We start from the raw sequence: 15228 nt of genomic DNA on the forward strand, positions 1-15228 counted from the left end.
GTCGACCTTTCTAGTATAATCAGGCAACTGCACGGCCGGGAAGAGCGGCAATCGTGCTGGCAGCGTCTGCAACATCCGGCTGGGAAGACCGGGATTTCGGATAAGCGGGGCGTATTTCATTCGCCCAATCGGTAAATTCGGAGAAAGCCGAACTCCATGTGCGGTGAGCAGCAGAGGCGAGCGCACCTTCAGCGGTCCGCATCAGGGCTTCACGATCCTGCGCAAGAATGGTCAGAATGCGCGTCATGTCGGAGACAATCTGCGCATCGTTGCCATTGCGGATGAGAATGCCATCGCGACCATGATTGATAAGCTCATCGACGGCACCAACGGCTGTGGCAACCGGCACGCAGCCAAGCTGCTGCGCTTCAGCAATCATCAGCGGTGCACCTTCCCAGCGTGACGGCATCAAGAGAACATCGGCCCATGCGAGATGGTTCGCGATGTCCTTGCCATCGAAAACCGGCGGCGAGACTTTCACACCCGCATCCTTCAAGCGTGTCATCCAAGATGCGCTTGGATCATCAGAGAGGATTTCGCCGCCAATTGCCTGCGCTTCGAAGGGAATTCCCTGTTCTTTCAGCTTGACGATAGCGTCATGCAGCCGGTCGATACCCTTCTGACGGTCGAGGCGCCCCATGTAGAGCATTCGCATCGGTTCGCCCTTGCGGCCCTGCTTGCGCGCTGCGGTGACCTGCGTACGCAGTTTTGTATCGATTGAAAAACTGGCCCCGTTTGGCACGGAAAACACTTTTTCATAAGGAACGCCAAAGCTGTGCAGATAGATTTTCAGCTGATCAGAACAGGTCAGAAATGCATCATAGGCGTGTTCAAACGCAATCGCCGCATAGGGCTGCCCCGCCTGTCTGCGGAAGACCGTTTCATCCACCACATGCAGGTAACAAGCGGTGCGCGTGCCCTCGGAACGGAGCTTCCCCATGAGGGGATGCGCCGCCATGACGTGATTGTTTACGACAAGATCGAAGCCTGAAAGCTGTCCGCGCAGGATGCTCCAGTCAAGCGGGTGGTCGTCGGTGATGAAGTCCTGACCGAGAAACCGGTTTGTGTCTCCCCAGGCCGGAATGCCGTCCTTCCAGAAATGCAGATAATCGAATGACTGGTCGAACTCGTCGAGCACATCCATGCGCTCATTTCCGAGTACGAAAAGATGAGTTTCAAATCCCTGGTTCTTCAATTCGCGCCCGGCGGCATAGGCGACTTTTTCAGCACCGCCGAACGACGCATTTGGCACCAGAACGGCAGCCGTCTTCTTCCTTGCCGCATTATGCGCAAGCGGCAAAACGGGACCACCGCCAAGCTCGTTACGCAGCACCTGATACATTTCAGAAAGTGCAGGCAGGCGACGCGGACGCCATGTCCAGCGCATGGCCGCACTTTGCTTGAGCGGGCTCGTCGCAATCGATGTCACCAGATTGAGCATCGATTGCTCAGGCCGTGACAAGGCCCGGCGCTGACGCACGCGAGGAAACGGAAAGCGAACCTTCATCCGCGCCGATGTGGGCCACAATTGCTGCGTGCCCAACGATGCAAACCAATCCAGCGCATCGTTTTCGATGATGTCCTTGATCAGCTTCGTTGAGACGAAAATCAGGTCTGCGTGAGGTTGGCGCGTGCCGGACGGCATGATCTCGGTATCGATCCGCCGCTCGTCTTCGACATTGGTAAGTTCCACAAAGACAATATTGGCCTGTTCAGAAAGTTTTTCGAGCCGCGACAGGATATTCGGTAACAGTCGTGAACGCGCCAGAAGCTTCAGTGTCTCGGTATTGGACGAAGCCAGAAATGGCGGAAAGTGAAAATTATCCGGTTCGGAGACACTGCCCCAAAATGCACGGATAGCATCATCGAATTTAAGGTCTGAGGTGCCAAGGCTGAGGTCGGTGAAAAGGCTGACTGTTCCCTCACCTGCTCGAATGACGCCATAACGCGGACATTCCTCATGCTCGAATCCAACGAGTGTCGGGCGCCGAAACAACGCCTTGTGCCGCTTGCGCAAGAAACTGATCGACCCGGAACGGTCGCGATTGGCCTCCTTGAAACGGCTTTCCGCACGCAGGCGATATTCAAATCCAGTATCGTGGCAAGGTGTGCCGACAAAACCCGCTTCAATCGCGGAGAGCCAGAACTCCCAGTCTTCGAAGCCATTTTGACGGTCATCATCAAAACGGACACCGCTGCGGAAAACTTCCGCAGAAATCATCGATCCCGTGTCGCAGATATTATCAGTGATGCAGTGGATCAGGCGCGAATAGCTGTCCCCATAATGAGCGCGCCAGTTGACCGAAAAGGTGTCGATATTGGTATAGACCCAGCCCGCATTCGACGCCAGAAGCTTTCGATAAAGCGTATCGATGGTGTGCGGCTGCACACGGTTGTCAGCATCAACGAAATAGACTGCCTTCACATCGGGCATCTCTTCGAGAATATAGTCGACAGCGCGATTGCGCGCGCCACCGGGGCCTGCATTCTCCCCAAAGATGATGTGAATATTGGGGTGAGCTGCCGCATAAAGCGTCAGACTGTCGAACACTTCGCGGCGCGGATCGCCATCGACAGACACCACGATTTGTGTACGGAAAACCGTTTCTGACGCCAGCACTGTCTCCAGTGCTTCGAGCGCCAGCGCCGCATGCCCGTAAAGCGGCATGGCAACGACGATCAAATCCTTGGACCTATCGTACATTCGCGGCCTCTTCGACTAATTCCTGACTGGGGCGCGCCTCGACGTGCTTGACCAGACGGAAGTTGAAAACCTTGAGCCAGGAGAAGTCCACCGAGTCCGCCGCCGCCTTGCTCAAGACGATGAGATCCATCGTGCGATCGATCGGTTCTTCAAGCATAAAGTTGATGTCGATCGGACGGCTAGGCGCCACTTCCGACCAGCCACTGAACAATACCTGCTGACGGCGGCGGTCGAGATTGGAAATCGCATCGATTTCATCCTTCACGTCCGAAGCCAGATTGACCAGCAACAAGCCGACCGCGCAGGGCTGGCCTTCCGGATGGTCGATAACGGCGCGCGCAGAAACCCGCACAGTGCCTGGTGCGACCACACGGCGGATTGCAGCCGCAGTTATGCCCTCCTCAAGCGGGTGACAGCCGATGGCATCTTCATGTTCGAGAAAACGCACAGTGGGAAAGTCAGGCGTAATGGGTGTTACGGACACATTGGTCACATTCCGCAGCAATTCGACCGGCAGACGGTAATCGTCGACCTTGCGACCATTGATCAGCGCCGTCGGCACGATGGCATTTGGCAGCGATGCCGGACGAACGCCCGGCAGGCCAGTGAAAATCCGCAATGCCAGCGGGCGCATGTCGAGGTCGGCATGTGGGATGCGCGCCCGCGCCGCGTAGCGTTCATTGGCGATCACGTTGCCCAGCGACAATTCCGGAGGAACCCCGCCCGAGGCAGAAATCCGTAAACGCAATGTCCGATGGCTGCCGTCACATGCCTTGGGAAGCGAGAAAAAGTTCCACTCTGGATGCAGCATACCGTAAGGTACCAACCATTCAGCGATCCCTTCGCCGTTTTCAAGATAGTCCAGCGTAACGATCAACTGGCCGTTACGATTGGCAGGCAAATCACGGAAATGCAGGGCAAAGCCGGAAACTGCATAACTCGAAACCGGAAAAAGTTGTTCGATCTCCGATTCGCGCAGCAGGCGTGCAAAGCCTTCATCCTTCGGGTCAACCAGAGGAGAATGACTGAATATCTCTGTTGAGGAATCCCAGTTGCGTGCGTGAAATGCATCCTCGATTGCCCGGTAGTTTTCAAACATGGTTTCACGCTCGCGACGCAGCATCGCAAGCTCTGTGTGAACTTTGCTGACGTGACCGACGAGACGATCCAGACTGCTCTCGAGCAATTGCGTAACCAGCAAAGGAACTGTTTCAGGCGTCGCATCGTCGATACGGACAACAGGAAGTTCCGGAATGGTGCTTAGACGATAAACCTGCTGCAGAATCGTCTTCAGCTCGTTCTCGCCCTCTTGCGAAGCGGCAACCGCGATGAGCGGAAATGTGTTCGCCAGTCGAAGACGTTTTCCATCACCTTCGACAAAGGTGGTCAGCTCGCCCAGAGACGTCGCTTCCAGCGCTTCACGATCACGCATCGAAGCAATGGCATATCGGCGGGATTTCCGCGCCGAGATCGCAGGAAGTGGTGTGCTCAACATAATCATCCATTGTGTGATGGCCGACTTGGGAGTCTCGGCCTGCACTTACAATGAGAAAATACAGACTATGTATTGTCAACAGACTTATAGCATCAACTATATGATAATATTGCAAATATTTGGAACAATTTTAATTCAAATTTTGAAATAATGTTCATGTATATTGCACATACAGCGTAAACACGCAGAAATACGGGATTTTATATTTAATCATCAGCGTTGGAGCGCCCGATTATCGCCACATACTGGTCATCTTCCATTCAATACTGCATCGATCAAGGTTTTTTGCTGCTGTAAACAATCCGACAACCTGAACCGATTTTCGACGGTCCGGCGCGCCGCTGCCCGCATCTGAAGGCATACATCGGGATCGCGAAGGACATTCATGATCACTTCCGCCAGTACATCCGGCTCAAAAAACGGTACGAGCAGCCCGTTTTGACCGGAGCGGATCACTTCCCGCACAGGCGGCGTATCCGAACCGATGACAAGCGCGCCGCAGGCCATCGCTTCCACGACCGACCAGGACAGGACGAACGGGTAAGTCAAATAGATATGGGCCGTCGATATCTGATAAAGTTTGCGCAACTGGGCATGCGGAATTGTACCTGCGAACACGATACGATCCGGCGGCAGATCGAAATTCTTGACCAGATGCTCGCGCCACGATCCGCCACCGGGCGGTGGCGTCCCGTAGCTGACGCCATCGCCGCCAACAAATACGAAGATCGCATCGCCGTTCTGCCGAATGACCTTGGCTGCAGCTTCAAGCGCTTGGGGAAAACCGCGATAGGGTTCGAGATCGCGCGCAACGAATGTAATCACGCGCGATTCTCCTGCCTTAAGCGTTCGTCCATCGGGCAACTGAATCGTGGCGTGACGGTCTGGATAGAAAAGTTTCGTATCCACCCCTTCATGCACGACAGCGATGCGATTCTGCACGGAACGCGGGTAGAGACTTTTCTGCCAATGTGTCGGGCTAAGCCCACCGTCAATTGCCTCAAGGGTGACGAGCTGCGCCGTGTTGCGCAGACGCAGACGCTTCCGTGTTTCGATGTCCGGCCTGTCGCCCGGCGCAAAGCCTACATCCGCACCATTAGCGCGATAGAAGAACTCGCAGTAGCCGAGTGCAGGCACTGAGGGCAGTACGTCCTTGACGAACATCATGCTGCCCCAACCAATATGACCGACGACGATATCGGGTGCCTGCCCCTGACGAGCCATGGTTTCCAGGGTTTCGGCCACACGGTACCCGATCCTCGTGTGATGATCGGGTACTTCAAGATATCTGGCCATCGCACCGCCTGTGCGAGGACCAGATTCCACTCTGTGGCGGATGACGCGGACCGCTGGGAGGCGACGGTCCACTGTCTCGCAGATCAGGCTTACATCATGTCCGCTGGTAGCCAGATTTTCGGCTAGCGCAGCGAACTGGCCGAAACCACGCCTGTGCACAAATGCTATACGCATGTTACGAAACGTGCTCGGCTAGCGGCCGAAAAGCATCGCAACACATCAAATGCCAAATCGTGCGGCGTTACCCCACACGAGTTCCAGTCTGTGCAGAGTCTGATAGGCAATCTCGAGATTTCTGAGATCGTCATCATCCCGGGTAAGGATATGGTTGTAGGCCCTGCTTGCATTCCGCAAGCTTGCACACAGCCGCTCACCCTTGTCCGTCAGGCGGATACGGGCCGACCGTTTGTCCCTCTGCGAGGCGACGCGATCAACATACCCACCATCGGTAAGCTGTTTAAGATAATAGGAAATGTTGGAACCGACGTAATGTCCGCGATCCAATAGTTCACCCACAGTGAGCTCGACATCGCCGATAGCCATCAGAACCAAAGTCTGGGCCGGACCGATATCTTCCACACCTAACTTCGTCAACTCGGTTTTCAGCAAGCTCACAAAGCGGCGGTTCACTCGTTCTATCATCCGGGCCAGTTCGAAATGCGTGATAACGACTGTATGGACCGGATGTCTGCGTTCCTGTTTTTCGGCGGTAACTTCAGGAAAATCAACGGCAGTAAAGCCATCGACTGATGTTTCGACTTCCACTCCCTCGTGTAGAAGTTTTTGCATCTTTTGCTCTCCATTTTCAATTTTACTTCAAATTTTGAAGAAATTTGCAGTTATATTTTCTTTGCTCCTTTCGCATTTCCCCGCCGTAAGAACCTTTTTTCTGTCACATTCTCTGCAGTATTACTTTACTGATCTTGAGAACTAGCACACAGTTTTTAGGGATATCCGCCACCTGTGACCATTCCAAGGCAGATAGCGTATGAATGATACTCGCGAATTCAAATCGATTGGCAAGAGCCCTGCGCACAAAAAGGGGCAAGACGATTCGGTAACTACGCCCAAAGGCCTGATTTTCAAGGCCCGCCGCGTTTTCCTGTCGGGACTACTTTATGCGGTGCTGCTGAGCGCCTGTATCAATTTGCTACAACTCACTGTACCTCTCTATATGTTGCAGGTTCATGATAGGGTGCTGAACAGCCGAAGCATGGACACGCTCACCATGCTGACGGTGCTCGCCATCGGCGCCATGCTGGTGTTCGGCGTTCTGGAATATATCCGCTCGCTTTCCTTCCAGGCCATGGGCAGCGCGCTTGTCCGCCGCCTTAACCTCGCGGTTCTGACAGCAGCGGTACAGGCCTCCGTGAATCAGGGCATGCCGAAAGCGACACAGACGCTTCGCGACCTCAATGAGCTGCGCAGTTTCCTTACGTCGCCTGCCATCAATGCTCCGCTTGATGCGGCGTGGTCGCCTATCTTTCTTGGCGTTTTGTTCTTGCTTCACCCGATGCTGGGTGTGATCGGCCTGGTCGCCGTGATTATCCTGGTCGCGTGCGGCCTGCTGACCGACCTCCTGACCCGGAATCTGATTCAGGAGGCGAATCAAGCGAATATCGAAGCGGTTTCCAAAATCGGCAGCAGCTTGCGCCACGCCGAAGTCATTGAAGCCATGGGCATGCTTCCGGCACTCGCGCGTCGCTGGCGCACGATGCAGGTTCAGGCGCTGGAGGTGCTCGACCTTGGCGGGACACGCGCCCGCGCCCTCTCCTCAATTGCCCGCACAGCGCGTTTCATCATCCAGATCGGATCGCTCGGCATTGGCACATTACTTGCCATGCAACAGGAAATCACCCCCGGCGCGATGATTGCGACCAGCATCATCATCGGTCGCTTGCTGATGCCGTTCGATCGAATCGTCGAAAACTGGCGTCAGTGGGTCAGCGCTATTGCGAGCTGGAAGCGTGTCCAATCCCTGCTTTCGGAAAATCTGGCCGTTCGACAGACCATGCCGACACCACGCCCCAATGGCGATCTCGTAATCGACAAGCTGATCTATGCTGCTCCAGGCGTCGATGTTCCGATCATCAAGGGCATTTCGTTCTCGATTTCCCCAGGTGAAGTGCTCGGCGTCGTCGGTCCTTCGGCAGCAGGCAAGTCGACGCTTGCCCGTCTGCTGATCGGCATCGTCAAACCCACGTCAGGCGGCGTTTTCCTCGACGGCAATAACGTTTATCTCTGGGAACGCGGTTCGTTCGGCGAGATTGCCGGTTACCTGCCACAGTCTGTCTCGCTGCTTGACGGTACCATCAAGGACAACATCGCTCGCATGGGTGACAGCGACCCGCATCGCGTGCTGGAAGCCGCGCGTCTTGCGGATGTGCACGAGATGATCGGGCGCATGCCACTTGGCTACGATACGCCGGTCGGCGACGGTCGACTGACCTTGTCTGGTGGTCAGCGCCAGAGAATCGGGCTGGCTCGCTGCCTTTACAATCGCCCCCGCCTGATCGTTCTCGATGAGCCGAATTCGAATCTCGACGCTGTCGGTGAACGCGCCCTGATCCGTGCCGTCGAGCATGCCCGTGACGATGGAGCGATTGTCATCATGATCGCACATCGGCCGTCTATCATGCAGGTCGCTGACAAACTGCTCGTCCTCGAAAACGGGCGCATTTCACAGTTTGGCCCGCGCACCGATGTCGTCGCGTCACTGACACCCGCCAATAACGGCCCGCAAATGGGAGCAGCAAACGCATGATGGGTAAATCGGTCATTCCTCGTCGTGTTTCCAGCCTGCTCGCGCCGCGTGCAGAATCCTCGGATCACAAAACCCTGACCCGTTTCGGAAGCGTCAAACCTGAATGGGCGCTCGATCTGGAGCGAGAGGATACGAGATCACCATTGCGCGGCCTCATCATTGCTGGCCTTGCCACAATCGGCGTTGCTTTCGGCGGTTTTTTCGCCTGGGCTTATTCTGCCAATCTGGGAAGTGCGGCAGTCGCAATGGGCACGGTGATCGTCGATTCGAAGCGCAAGACGATCAGCCATCTTGAAGGCGGCATTCTTGATCGGTTGCTCGTACAGGAAGGCGATGTCGTTAAGGTCGGCCAGCCCCTGCTCCGGCTTGACGACACCAAGGCCCGCTCCGATCTCCAGTCTCTGGAAAGCAGGCGTATCGGCCTGATCGCAAAACTGGCCCGTCTGCGTGCTGAGCAATCCGGCGAAAAAGAAATCAGCTTCCCGGAAGGTTTCGCCGATGGCGGTGAAAACGCGCAAAACGCCATCCGCGCCGAGAACATTTTTTTCCAGAAGCGACTTGCACAGAAACTGAGCAAGATTGACATACAGCAGAAGACTATCGAGCAATATACGGAGCAAGCCAAGGCTTCCACATCGCAGATTGCGGCCACCGACCGGCAGATCGAACTCATCAGCGATCAACGCAAGGCGATTGCCAGTCTCGTTGAGAAAGGCTTTGCCCAGAAATCGAAGCTCACGGAAATCGATACGCGCCTCAGCCAGCTTGCGGGTGATCGTGGCGAATATGCCGGTGACAAAGCGAAGGCTGAACAAGCAAAAGCTGGCGCAGAATTCGCCCTGACGGGAATCGAAAGCGATCTACAGTCCGAAATCGCTGGCGAGATCACATCGAGCCAGGTCGAGCTTTCGGATGTGCAGGAACGTATCGTTGCCGCCAAGGATGTGATGCGGCGCGTGGAGGTTCGCTCGCCGCAGGACGGTATCGTCGCCAATATTCGATTGCGCACGCCGGGTGGCGTCATAGCTCCGGGCGAAGCGATCATGGATATCGTTCCAGAAAATGAGCCTCTCGTCGTTGAGATGAAAATCAGCCCACGCGATATCGACAGTATCTCGGTTGGCGCTGGGGCACAGATCCGGTTGACGGCATACAATCAACGCTCAATGGCACCGCTCGACGGCAAACTGACCTATATCGCCGCCGATCAGTCGCTCGACGAAAAGACAGATACCGCATTCTTCGTCGCAAGAGCTGAAATTACTCCGGCGTCACTTGCAGCAAATCCAACTGCGCGGCTTTATCCTGGCATGCCTGCTGAAATAATCATCGTCCACAAGGAACGTCGCGCTATCGATTACTTGGTTTCACCTATCACAGATAGTTTGAACCGCGCATTCCGCGAAGATTAATAGCCAGAGAATTTCAAAGTAAAACTCGATAATAGGTTGAAATTCCAAAAGACAGAAACGCCGCGCATGAAATTTCATGTGCGGCGTCATCTTATTGAAATGATTTTCAATTCACTCCTCATCAATCAAAAAAGTTCAAATTTCGAATTAGTTTCAATATAAATATCACGTAAATAGAAATTATAATGATGACAAATATATTTCATATTTGTGTTTACACAACTGCAATATAAATTAATGGTAATAATTTGTTACTTATAGTTGCCGCAATTATACCAATTACCAATGTTGCAATTCCAATTAATGCAGAGCAGACTACTAAGAGCATAATGGTCGGAGCATTCCGGCTTGTGGAAACCCCATACAGGAACACAAGGAGAAGCAGATGGCCACTTTAGAAGGCGGCGCCTACGACGACGTGTTGTTCGGCTCCCGCTTTGACGATTTCATCCGTGCCCATGGCGGTGATGATCTCGTATTCGGAGGTGATGGCAATGACACCATCTTCGGCGATAACGGGAACGACACCCTTTTCGGCGGAAATGGTGATGACCTACTTTTCGGCGGAAATGGCAATGACATTCTGTTCGGTGATGCAGGAAACGACGTCCTGAGCGGCGGCAATGGGAATGATGTGCTGTTTGGCGGTGCTGGAGACGATGTTCTCCAGGGCGGCAATGGCGCAGACCTTCTCTTTGGCGGCGACGGAAACGATATCCTGCAGGGTGGCAACGGCAACGACATCCTCGATGGCGGGGCCGGTGACGATATCCTTATCGGCGGAAATGGCAGCGATACATTCCTGTTCAATGGTGGCGGCGGAAACGACGTCATTCTCGACTTCAATCCCGGCGAAGACATTCTGCAAATCCAGAAGGGTATCAATGGTCTTGATATCGCTTCCGCAGACGATCTTGCCGACCGTGTCACGCAGGTTGGCGGCAATGTCGTTGTCGATCTCGGCAATGGCGATACCGTTACCCTCGTGAACACCAATGCAGACGACGTACAGGCTCATCCCGACCAGTACTTCACTGTTCACTAATTGAACAATTGAGAGCGTGCCCGGCAGTCCTCCCGCCGGGCACGTTTCGTCTTTACCGGGCACGCATTTTCTCTAGCTTTGCGTGCCTGGGCATTCCGGCGAGCTGAATCCATGCAAGCCGATATTCCTGCAAGAATGAAAGGGCCTCACATTGAACCTCGACCATTCGGCGGACACTGAAAGCAAAACCGAGAACCTCTCCATTTGCCGTCTCTGCGCCGATGTCGCTGTGGTCATCTGGGATATCCCGGGCCCGGCTCGCACAACAACCAAATGCAAATTTGAAATGCCGGTTCAGCCGGTCCCGCTGTTGAGTGTTGGCATTCCGCTCGAGAATGGCGGCCTGCGCATGTTCTGGGCACTGCGCACCGGCAGTGAACCCGTCGAGCTATCGCTGTCTGCTGGCTCCCTTGGGCCCACTGCTCAGGCGATCGTCTATCCGGCCAACGAACTTGCACCCTTCGACGTCGAATATGTCGTCAGCGAACTCACTTTGCCCGGACATATCAAGCTTCTTACCAATCTACTGACCACGTGGCGCAGCACTTTCCGGCTCTCGCGAAACCAGACTTTCGCATCCCTCGTGCGTGACCTGACTTTCGCGTTGACGCCGGAACCGCGCGAGGCCCAGCATTGCGGCGAACCGGTTCAGGGACATCATCTCCTTGAAACAGCGGTCGACCCGATGCTGGGTGAGATTTCGGCTATCTATGGCATCACTTCCGGCAGTGTCATGGTCATTCCACCAAGGTTTGTGGTGGGCAAGCAGGCGCGCAATGCCTGGCAGCCATGCCATTTTCTGCTGGAATCAGCACAAGACCTGCCGTCATCGCTGCTGCTGGTGCTCACTGGTCAGAAAGGCGTTGCCGTTCGCAAGCTTGCGGCAATGACAGGCGAGCAAACGGATTTCGCCAAATGGTGGACCAAATGGCAGGGCAATGGCGCATTGCGGGAGTTTCTCGTTCGCCAGCTCGGCAAACTAAGCTCTGCTGGCGCTGCGGTCGCCATCGACCTGCAAACGCGCACTCCACTACCCGTTCGCCAGATCGCGCAGTCTGCCACTCATCCGGCAGCGGAAATCGATCTTGCATTGGCGCTCGACGGCGGGCTGATTGTCGGCGGATGGATGCATGACCCGGCAGCCATGCTCGCAGACATCGAATATCTTCCGGAAAATGGCAGCGCTTTGTCGCTGAAGCCCAATTTTCACAAATTCCCCGGCAAGATTGCCAAGCGGGAAGATGCGCCGCAGCAGGATGTGACAGGTTTTGTCGCCTGGCTTCCTTCGGTGCAGAATCTTGGGCCTCTTTTGCAGCCGCGATTCCAGATGCGCCTTGCGTCCGGCACGACCGCTCCGCTCGTGCCAGCCCCGCAACCCTTCGAATCATCGGCGCAGCGCAATCGCATCTTGCGGTCTGTACCGCCACAACAGGCAAAGCCTCACGTCTTCTCGCACATTCTGGGACCCGCGCTTACCGAAGTTGAGAAGAAGCTCGCTGCAACGGTACGGATTTCCGAGGTCAAGGACTACGGAACGACACCTGCCTCTCCGCTCGCGTCCATCGTTATTCCGCTTTACCGCAACCTCGATTTCTTACGTTTCCAGTTTTCATCCATGGCCACGGACCTTTGGCTGGTGGAAAACGCAGAGTTCATATTCGTGCTGGATTCTCCTGAAATTCAGGACGACACCGAGCATATGCTTGGCGGATTGCACATTCTGCATGACATACCGTTCAAACTCGCCATCATGAACCGCAATGGCGGCTATGCACGTGCCTGTAATGCGGGTGCCAGCATTGCGACAGGAACGACCATCGTGATGTTGAATTCTGACGTCGTGCCTGCCGAACATGGCTGGTTGCAGCAACTCACCCAGCCATTGTTCGATCAGCCGAAGCTCGGAGCAATCGGCCCTCGCCTTCTGTTTGAAGATGGTTCGCTTCAACATGCGGGGCTTTATTTTGCCCGCGGCCGTCAAGGTATCTGGCTGAATCACCACTATTACAAAGGCATGCCGGGTAACTATCCGCCAGCGCTTCGTTCACGGGAAGTGCCGGGCGTCACCGGCGCCTGCCTGATAACGCGCAAGGATATCTTCGACCTCGTCGGCGGCTATACTGAAGACTACGTCATCGGCGACTATGAGGACAGCGATCTGTGCCTGAAGATCAGGCAGCTCGGCTTCCAGATATTCTATGAGCCTTCCGTAGCACTTTACCATTTTGAACGGCGCTCGATCCGCCGCAGCGCGGATTACATGCGCGGCCTCGCAAGCCAATATAATTCCTGGCTCCATACACAGCGCTGGGATGATGACATTACCGAGTTGATGGTCCTGCCACAGGAACAGGAAGGCACCGCCGACCTGTCCAATGTGATTATGACCAAATCTGAAAGGAACGCCGCTTGACGGACGTGGTAGCGCTGAAACAACCAGCATTTGAAGCAAAACCAGCAATACCGGATGCGCAGATCGACTGGCTGATGCAGTCTGTTTTGAAGAACCGTTTCTTGCCCTCACCCGATCCGAACAGTGTGTTCGTCGGTGATGGTGATTATCGAGCGGTCGGTGCCGAGTTTCTCGGCCATTTCATTCGCAAGGGCGGACTTCGCCCCGACGCACGCGTGCTCGACATCGGTTCAGGTATCGGTCGCATGGCCGTGCCGCTGACCCAATATCTCGATCTGGCAAAAGCCCGCTATTCGGGGATTGACCCCGTAGTGGGCGGCGTGAACTGGTGCCGCCAGAACATCACGTCGCGCTACCCCAATTTCGAGTTCCGCCACATCGACATCGCCCATGACCTCTACAACCCCAAAGGGGCGGTAAACGGGCTCACTCTTACTCTGCCATTCGCGGACAAGAGTTTCGATTTCATCATCATGACATCTGTGGTCACGCATCTACCATCAGATGAAGTCAAGACCTATCTCGATCAGGTATCCCGTGTCCTCTCTCCCGGCGGACAATTGTTCATGACGGCATTCGTCGTGGATGATGTTGCCGCGCGCGACCGCCATGGCAAACGTGACAAACGACTTGCATTTGAACGGCATGGCAGCGGACCGTGCTGGTTCGTGCCGGAACTGCCACCGCTTGCGGCAGTGGGCTTTGAAAACGGCTTTCTGGATCGTGCGCTTGCAGGAGCGAAACTGACGCTCGAAACAAAATCCTTTGGTCACTGGCGCGGCATTGATGCGGATCACTATCAGGATATTTTCATCGCCTCGCGAGGTGTTGCCTGATGGCTCAGCGCGTCCTCATAGCAGCCCATAACCATCCCTCTCTGCACCCCGGCGGAACTGAAATCTTCGCGCATGATCTGTTCCGCGCCTATCAGCGTGCTGGTTGCGAAGCCATGTTCATGGGCGCCACCAATAAGGTGCACCGCGAAGCTCGTCCCGGCACGAGCTTCCAGAGCATCGGCAGTGGTGGGGACGAAATCCTGCTCTGGTCGGGCCATTTCGACCGGTTCTACATGAGCCAGATCGACCTTTACGGGATCGTTCCTGATATTGTCGAACTATTGCTGGACTTTAGGCCTGATGTTGTCCACCTGCACCACCTGCTTTTGCTCGGCGCCGAATTCCCGCATATCGTGCGTCGTACTTTACCCGACTGCCGTATTGTTCTGACTTTGCATGATTATTATCCCATCTGCCATCACGACGGGCTGATGGTGCGCACCACAGGCAAGGAACTGTGCCATGGAGCTGGCCCAGACCGCTGCCATGCCTGTTTCAAGGACATCGCACTTGATAAATTCGTACTGCGCGAAAGGCATATCAAATCGCTCTTGAGCGCTGTTGATGCTTTCGTTTCACCGAGCGAGTTTCTCAAACAACGTTACGTTGAATGGGGCCTTGCGGAAGAGCTGATCAGCGTCATTCCCAATGGTCAACCGGAACGCCCCGCAGTTGAAACGCGGCAGGTCGAGCGCAGCAAGCCGGTTTTCGGCTATTTCGGAAACCTCAATCCGTGGAAGGGTGCAACCGTCCTGCTTGAAGCAGCACAGCAGCTTATCTCAGAAGGTTTCGATTTTGAATTGCGCGTGCATGGCGCAGCACCATTTCAAAGCGAAAGCTTTGTCAGTGAAATCGAGCGGCTCTTTGCAGAGACATACCCCTTCGTCCAGCGTCGGGGTGCTTATCGACGGGATGACATCGCCCAGTTGATCCAGTCTGTCGACTGCGCGATCATGCCGTCAATCTGGTGGGAAAATGCCCCGCTCGTCATTCAGGAAGCACAGGGACAGAACCGTCCCGTTATTTGCAGCAACATCGGTGGAATGGCCGAAATGATTGAAAACGAGGTCAATGGCCTCACCGTTCCACCGAATGATCCGCTCGCGCTCGCCCAGGCGATGCGCCGAATGGCGGAAAACCCGGATTTGCGCCAGTCACTCAGCGAGAACGCACGCCATCCGGACACCATCGACACGACCGCCGCACGCTATCTCGATCTGATCGGGACATTGCGTGTCGCACGTATCGAGGCAGCATAAGAGG

General features: G+C 55.1%; 10 protein-coding genes. 6 read left to right on the plus strand and 4 right to left on the minus strand.

Annotated features, from left to right (window positions below):
- Positions 1 to 19 precede the first annotated feature (19 nt).
- The 4 genes from F9K94_RS18130 to F9K94_RS18145 all read right to left on the minus strand — a co-directional run bounded on the left by F9K94_RS18130 (position 20) and on the right by F9K94_RS18145 (position 6284).
- Entirely contained in the window at positions 20 to 2704 is a 2685-nt protein-coding gene (locus tag F9K94_RS18130; RefSeq protein ID WP_061347855.1) for a glycosyltransferase, read from the minus strand.
- Entirely contained in the window at positions 2694 to 4199 is a 1506-nt protein-coding gene (locus F9K94_RS18135) for a DUF6212 domain-containing protein (protein WP_061347854.1), read from the minus strand. The genes F9K94_RS18130 and F9K94_RS18135 overlap by 11 nt, the downstream gene beginning before the upstream one ends.
- A 249-nt stretch (positions 4200 to 4448) precedes the next feature.
- On the minus strand, positions 4449 to 5669 hold the full coding sequence (locus tag F9K94_RS18140) for a glycosyltransferase family 4 protein (protein ID WP_151647436.1): 1221 nt from the start codon (positions 5667 to 5669) through the stop codon (positions 4449 to 4451).
- A gap of 45 nt (positions 5670 to 5714) precedes the next feature.
- Positions 5715 to 6284: a MarR family winged helix-turn-helix transcriptional regulator gene (locus F9K94_RS18145; protein WP_010658636.1), complete on the minus strand. Its 570-nt coding sequence runs from the start codon at positions 6282 to 6284 to the stop codon at positions 5715 to 5717.
- Positions 6285 to 6483: 199 nt separating this feature from the next.
- Between F9K94_RS18145 and F9K94_RS18150 the strand changes: the two genes are divergently transcribed.
- The 6 genes from F9K94_RS18150 to F9K94_RS18175 all read left to right on the plus strand — a co-directional run bounded on the left by F9K94_RS18150 (position 6484) and on the right by F9K94_RS18175 (position 15224).
- Positions 6484 to 8259, plus strand: coding sequence for a type I secretion system permease/ATPase (locus F9K94_RS18150; RefSeq protein WP_012092860.1), 1776 nt, complete (start codon positions 6484 to 6486; stop codon positions 8257 to 8259).
- Positions 8256 to 9671: an HlyD family type I secretion periplasmic adaptor subunit gene (locus F9K94_RS18155; RefSeq protein WP_151647438.1), complete on the plus strand. Its 1416-nt coding sequence runs from the start codon at positions 8256 to 8258 to the stop codon at positions 9669 to 9671. The genes F9K94_RS18150 and F9K94_RS18155 overlap by 4 nt, the downstream gene beginning before the upstream one ends.
- A gap of 385 nt (positions 9672 to 10056) precedes the next feature.
- Positions 10057 to 10716, plus strand: coding sequence for a calcium-binding protein (locus F9K94_RS18160; protein WP_061347851.1), 660 nt, complete (start codon positions 10057 to 10059; stop codon positions 10714 to 10716).
- A 151-nt stretch (positions 10717 to 10867) separates the two neighbouring features.
- Positions 10868 to 13129 carry a glycosyltransferase family 2 protein gene (locus F9K94_RS18165; RefSeq protein ID WP_151647441.1) on the plus strand — a complete coding sequence of 754 codons (2262 nt, stop codon included), beginning with the start codon at positions 10868 to 10870 and terminating at the stop codon, positions 13127 to 13129.
- Positions 13126 to 13965: a class I SAM-dependent methyltransferase gene (locus tag F9K94_RS18170; protein WP_151647443.1), complete on the plus strand. Its 840-nt coding sequence runs from the start codon at positions 13126 to 13128 to the stop codon at positions 13963 to 13965. Before F9K94_RS18165 ends, F9K94_RS18170 begins: the two co-directional genes overlap by 4 nt.
- The gene (locus F9K94_RS18175; protein WP_151647445.1) at positions 13965 to 15224 is read left to right on the plus strand and encodes a glycosyltransferase family 4 protein; all 1260 of its coding nucleotides are present in this window, start codon (positions 13965 to 13967) and stop codon (positions 15222 to 15224) included. The genes F9K94_RS18170 and F9K94_RS18175 overlap by 1 nt, the downstream gene beginning before the upstream one ends.
- The last annotated feature ends 4 nt before the right edge of the window (positions 15225 to 15228 follow it).

The sequence above is a fragment of the Brucella tritici genome (genome assembly GCF_008932285.1).
Taxonomy (GTDB): domain Bacteria; phylum Pseudomonadota; class Alphaproteobacteria; order Rhizobiales; family Rhizobiaceae; genus Brucella; species Brucella tritici.

What these genes read in the sequence shown, in the direction of transcription:
- F9K94_RS18130 (WP_061347855.1), bottom strand. Translation starts at nt 2,704, where the DNA reads ATGTACGATAGGTCCAAGGATTTGATCGTCGTTGCCATGCCGCTTTAC.
- F9K94_RS18135 (WP_061347854.1), bottom strand. Translation starts at nt 4,199, where the DNA reads ATGTTGAGCACACCACTTCCTGCGATCTCGGCGCGGAAATCCCGCCGA.
- F9K94_RS18140 (WP_151647436.1), bottom strand. Translation starts at nt 5,669, where the DNA reads ATGCGTATAGCATTTGTGCACAGGCGTGGTTTCGGCCAGTTCGCTGCG.
- F9K94_RS18145 (WP_010658636.1), bottom strand. Translation starts at nt 6,284, where the DNA reads ATGCAAAAACTTCTACACGAGGGAGTGGAAGTCGAAACATCAGTCGAT.
- F9K94_RS18150 (WP_012092860.1), top strand. Translation starts at nt 6,484, where the DNA reads ATGAATGATACTCGCGAATTCAAATCGATTGGCAAGAGCCCTGCGCAC.
- F9K94_RS18155 (WP_151647438.1), top strand. Translation starts at nt 8,256, where the DNA reads ATGATGGGTAAATCGGTCATTCCTCGTCGTGTTTCCAGCCTGCTCGCG.
- F9K94_RS18160 (WP_061347851.1), top strand. Translation starts at nt 10,057, where the DNA reads ATGGCCACTTTAGAAGGCGGCGCCTACGACGACGTGTTGTTCGGCTCC.
- F9K94_RS18175 (WP_151647445.1), top strand. Translation starts at nt 13,965, where the DNA reads ATGGCTCAGCGCGTCCTCATAGCAGCCCATAACCATCCCTCTCTGCAC.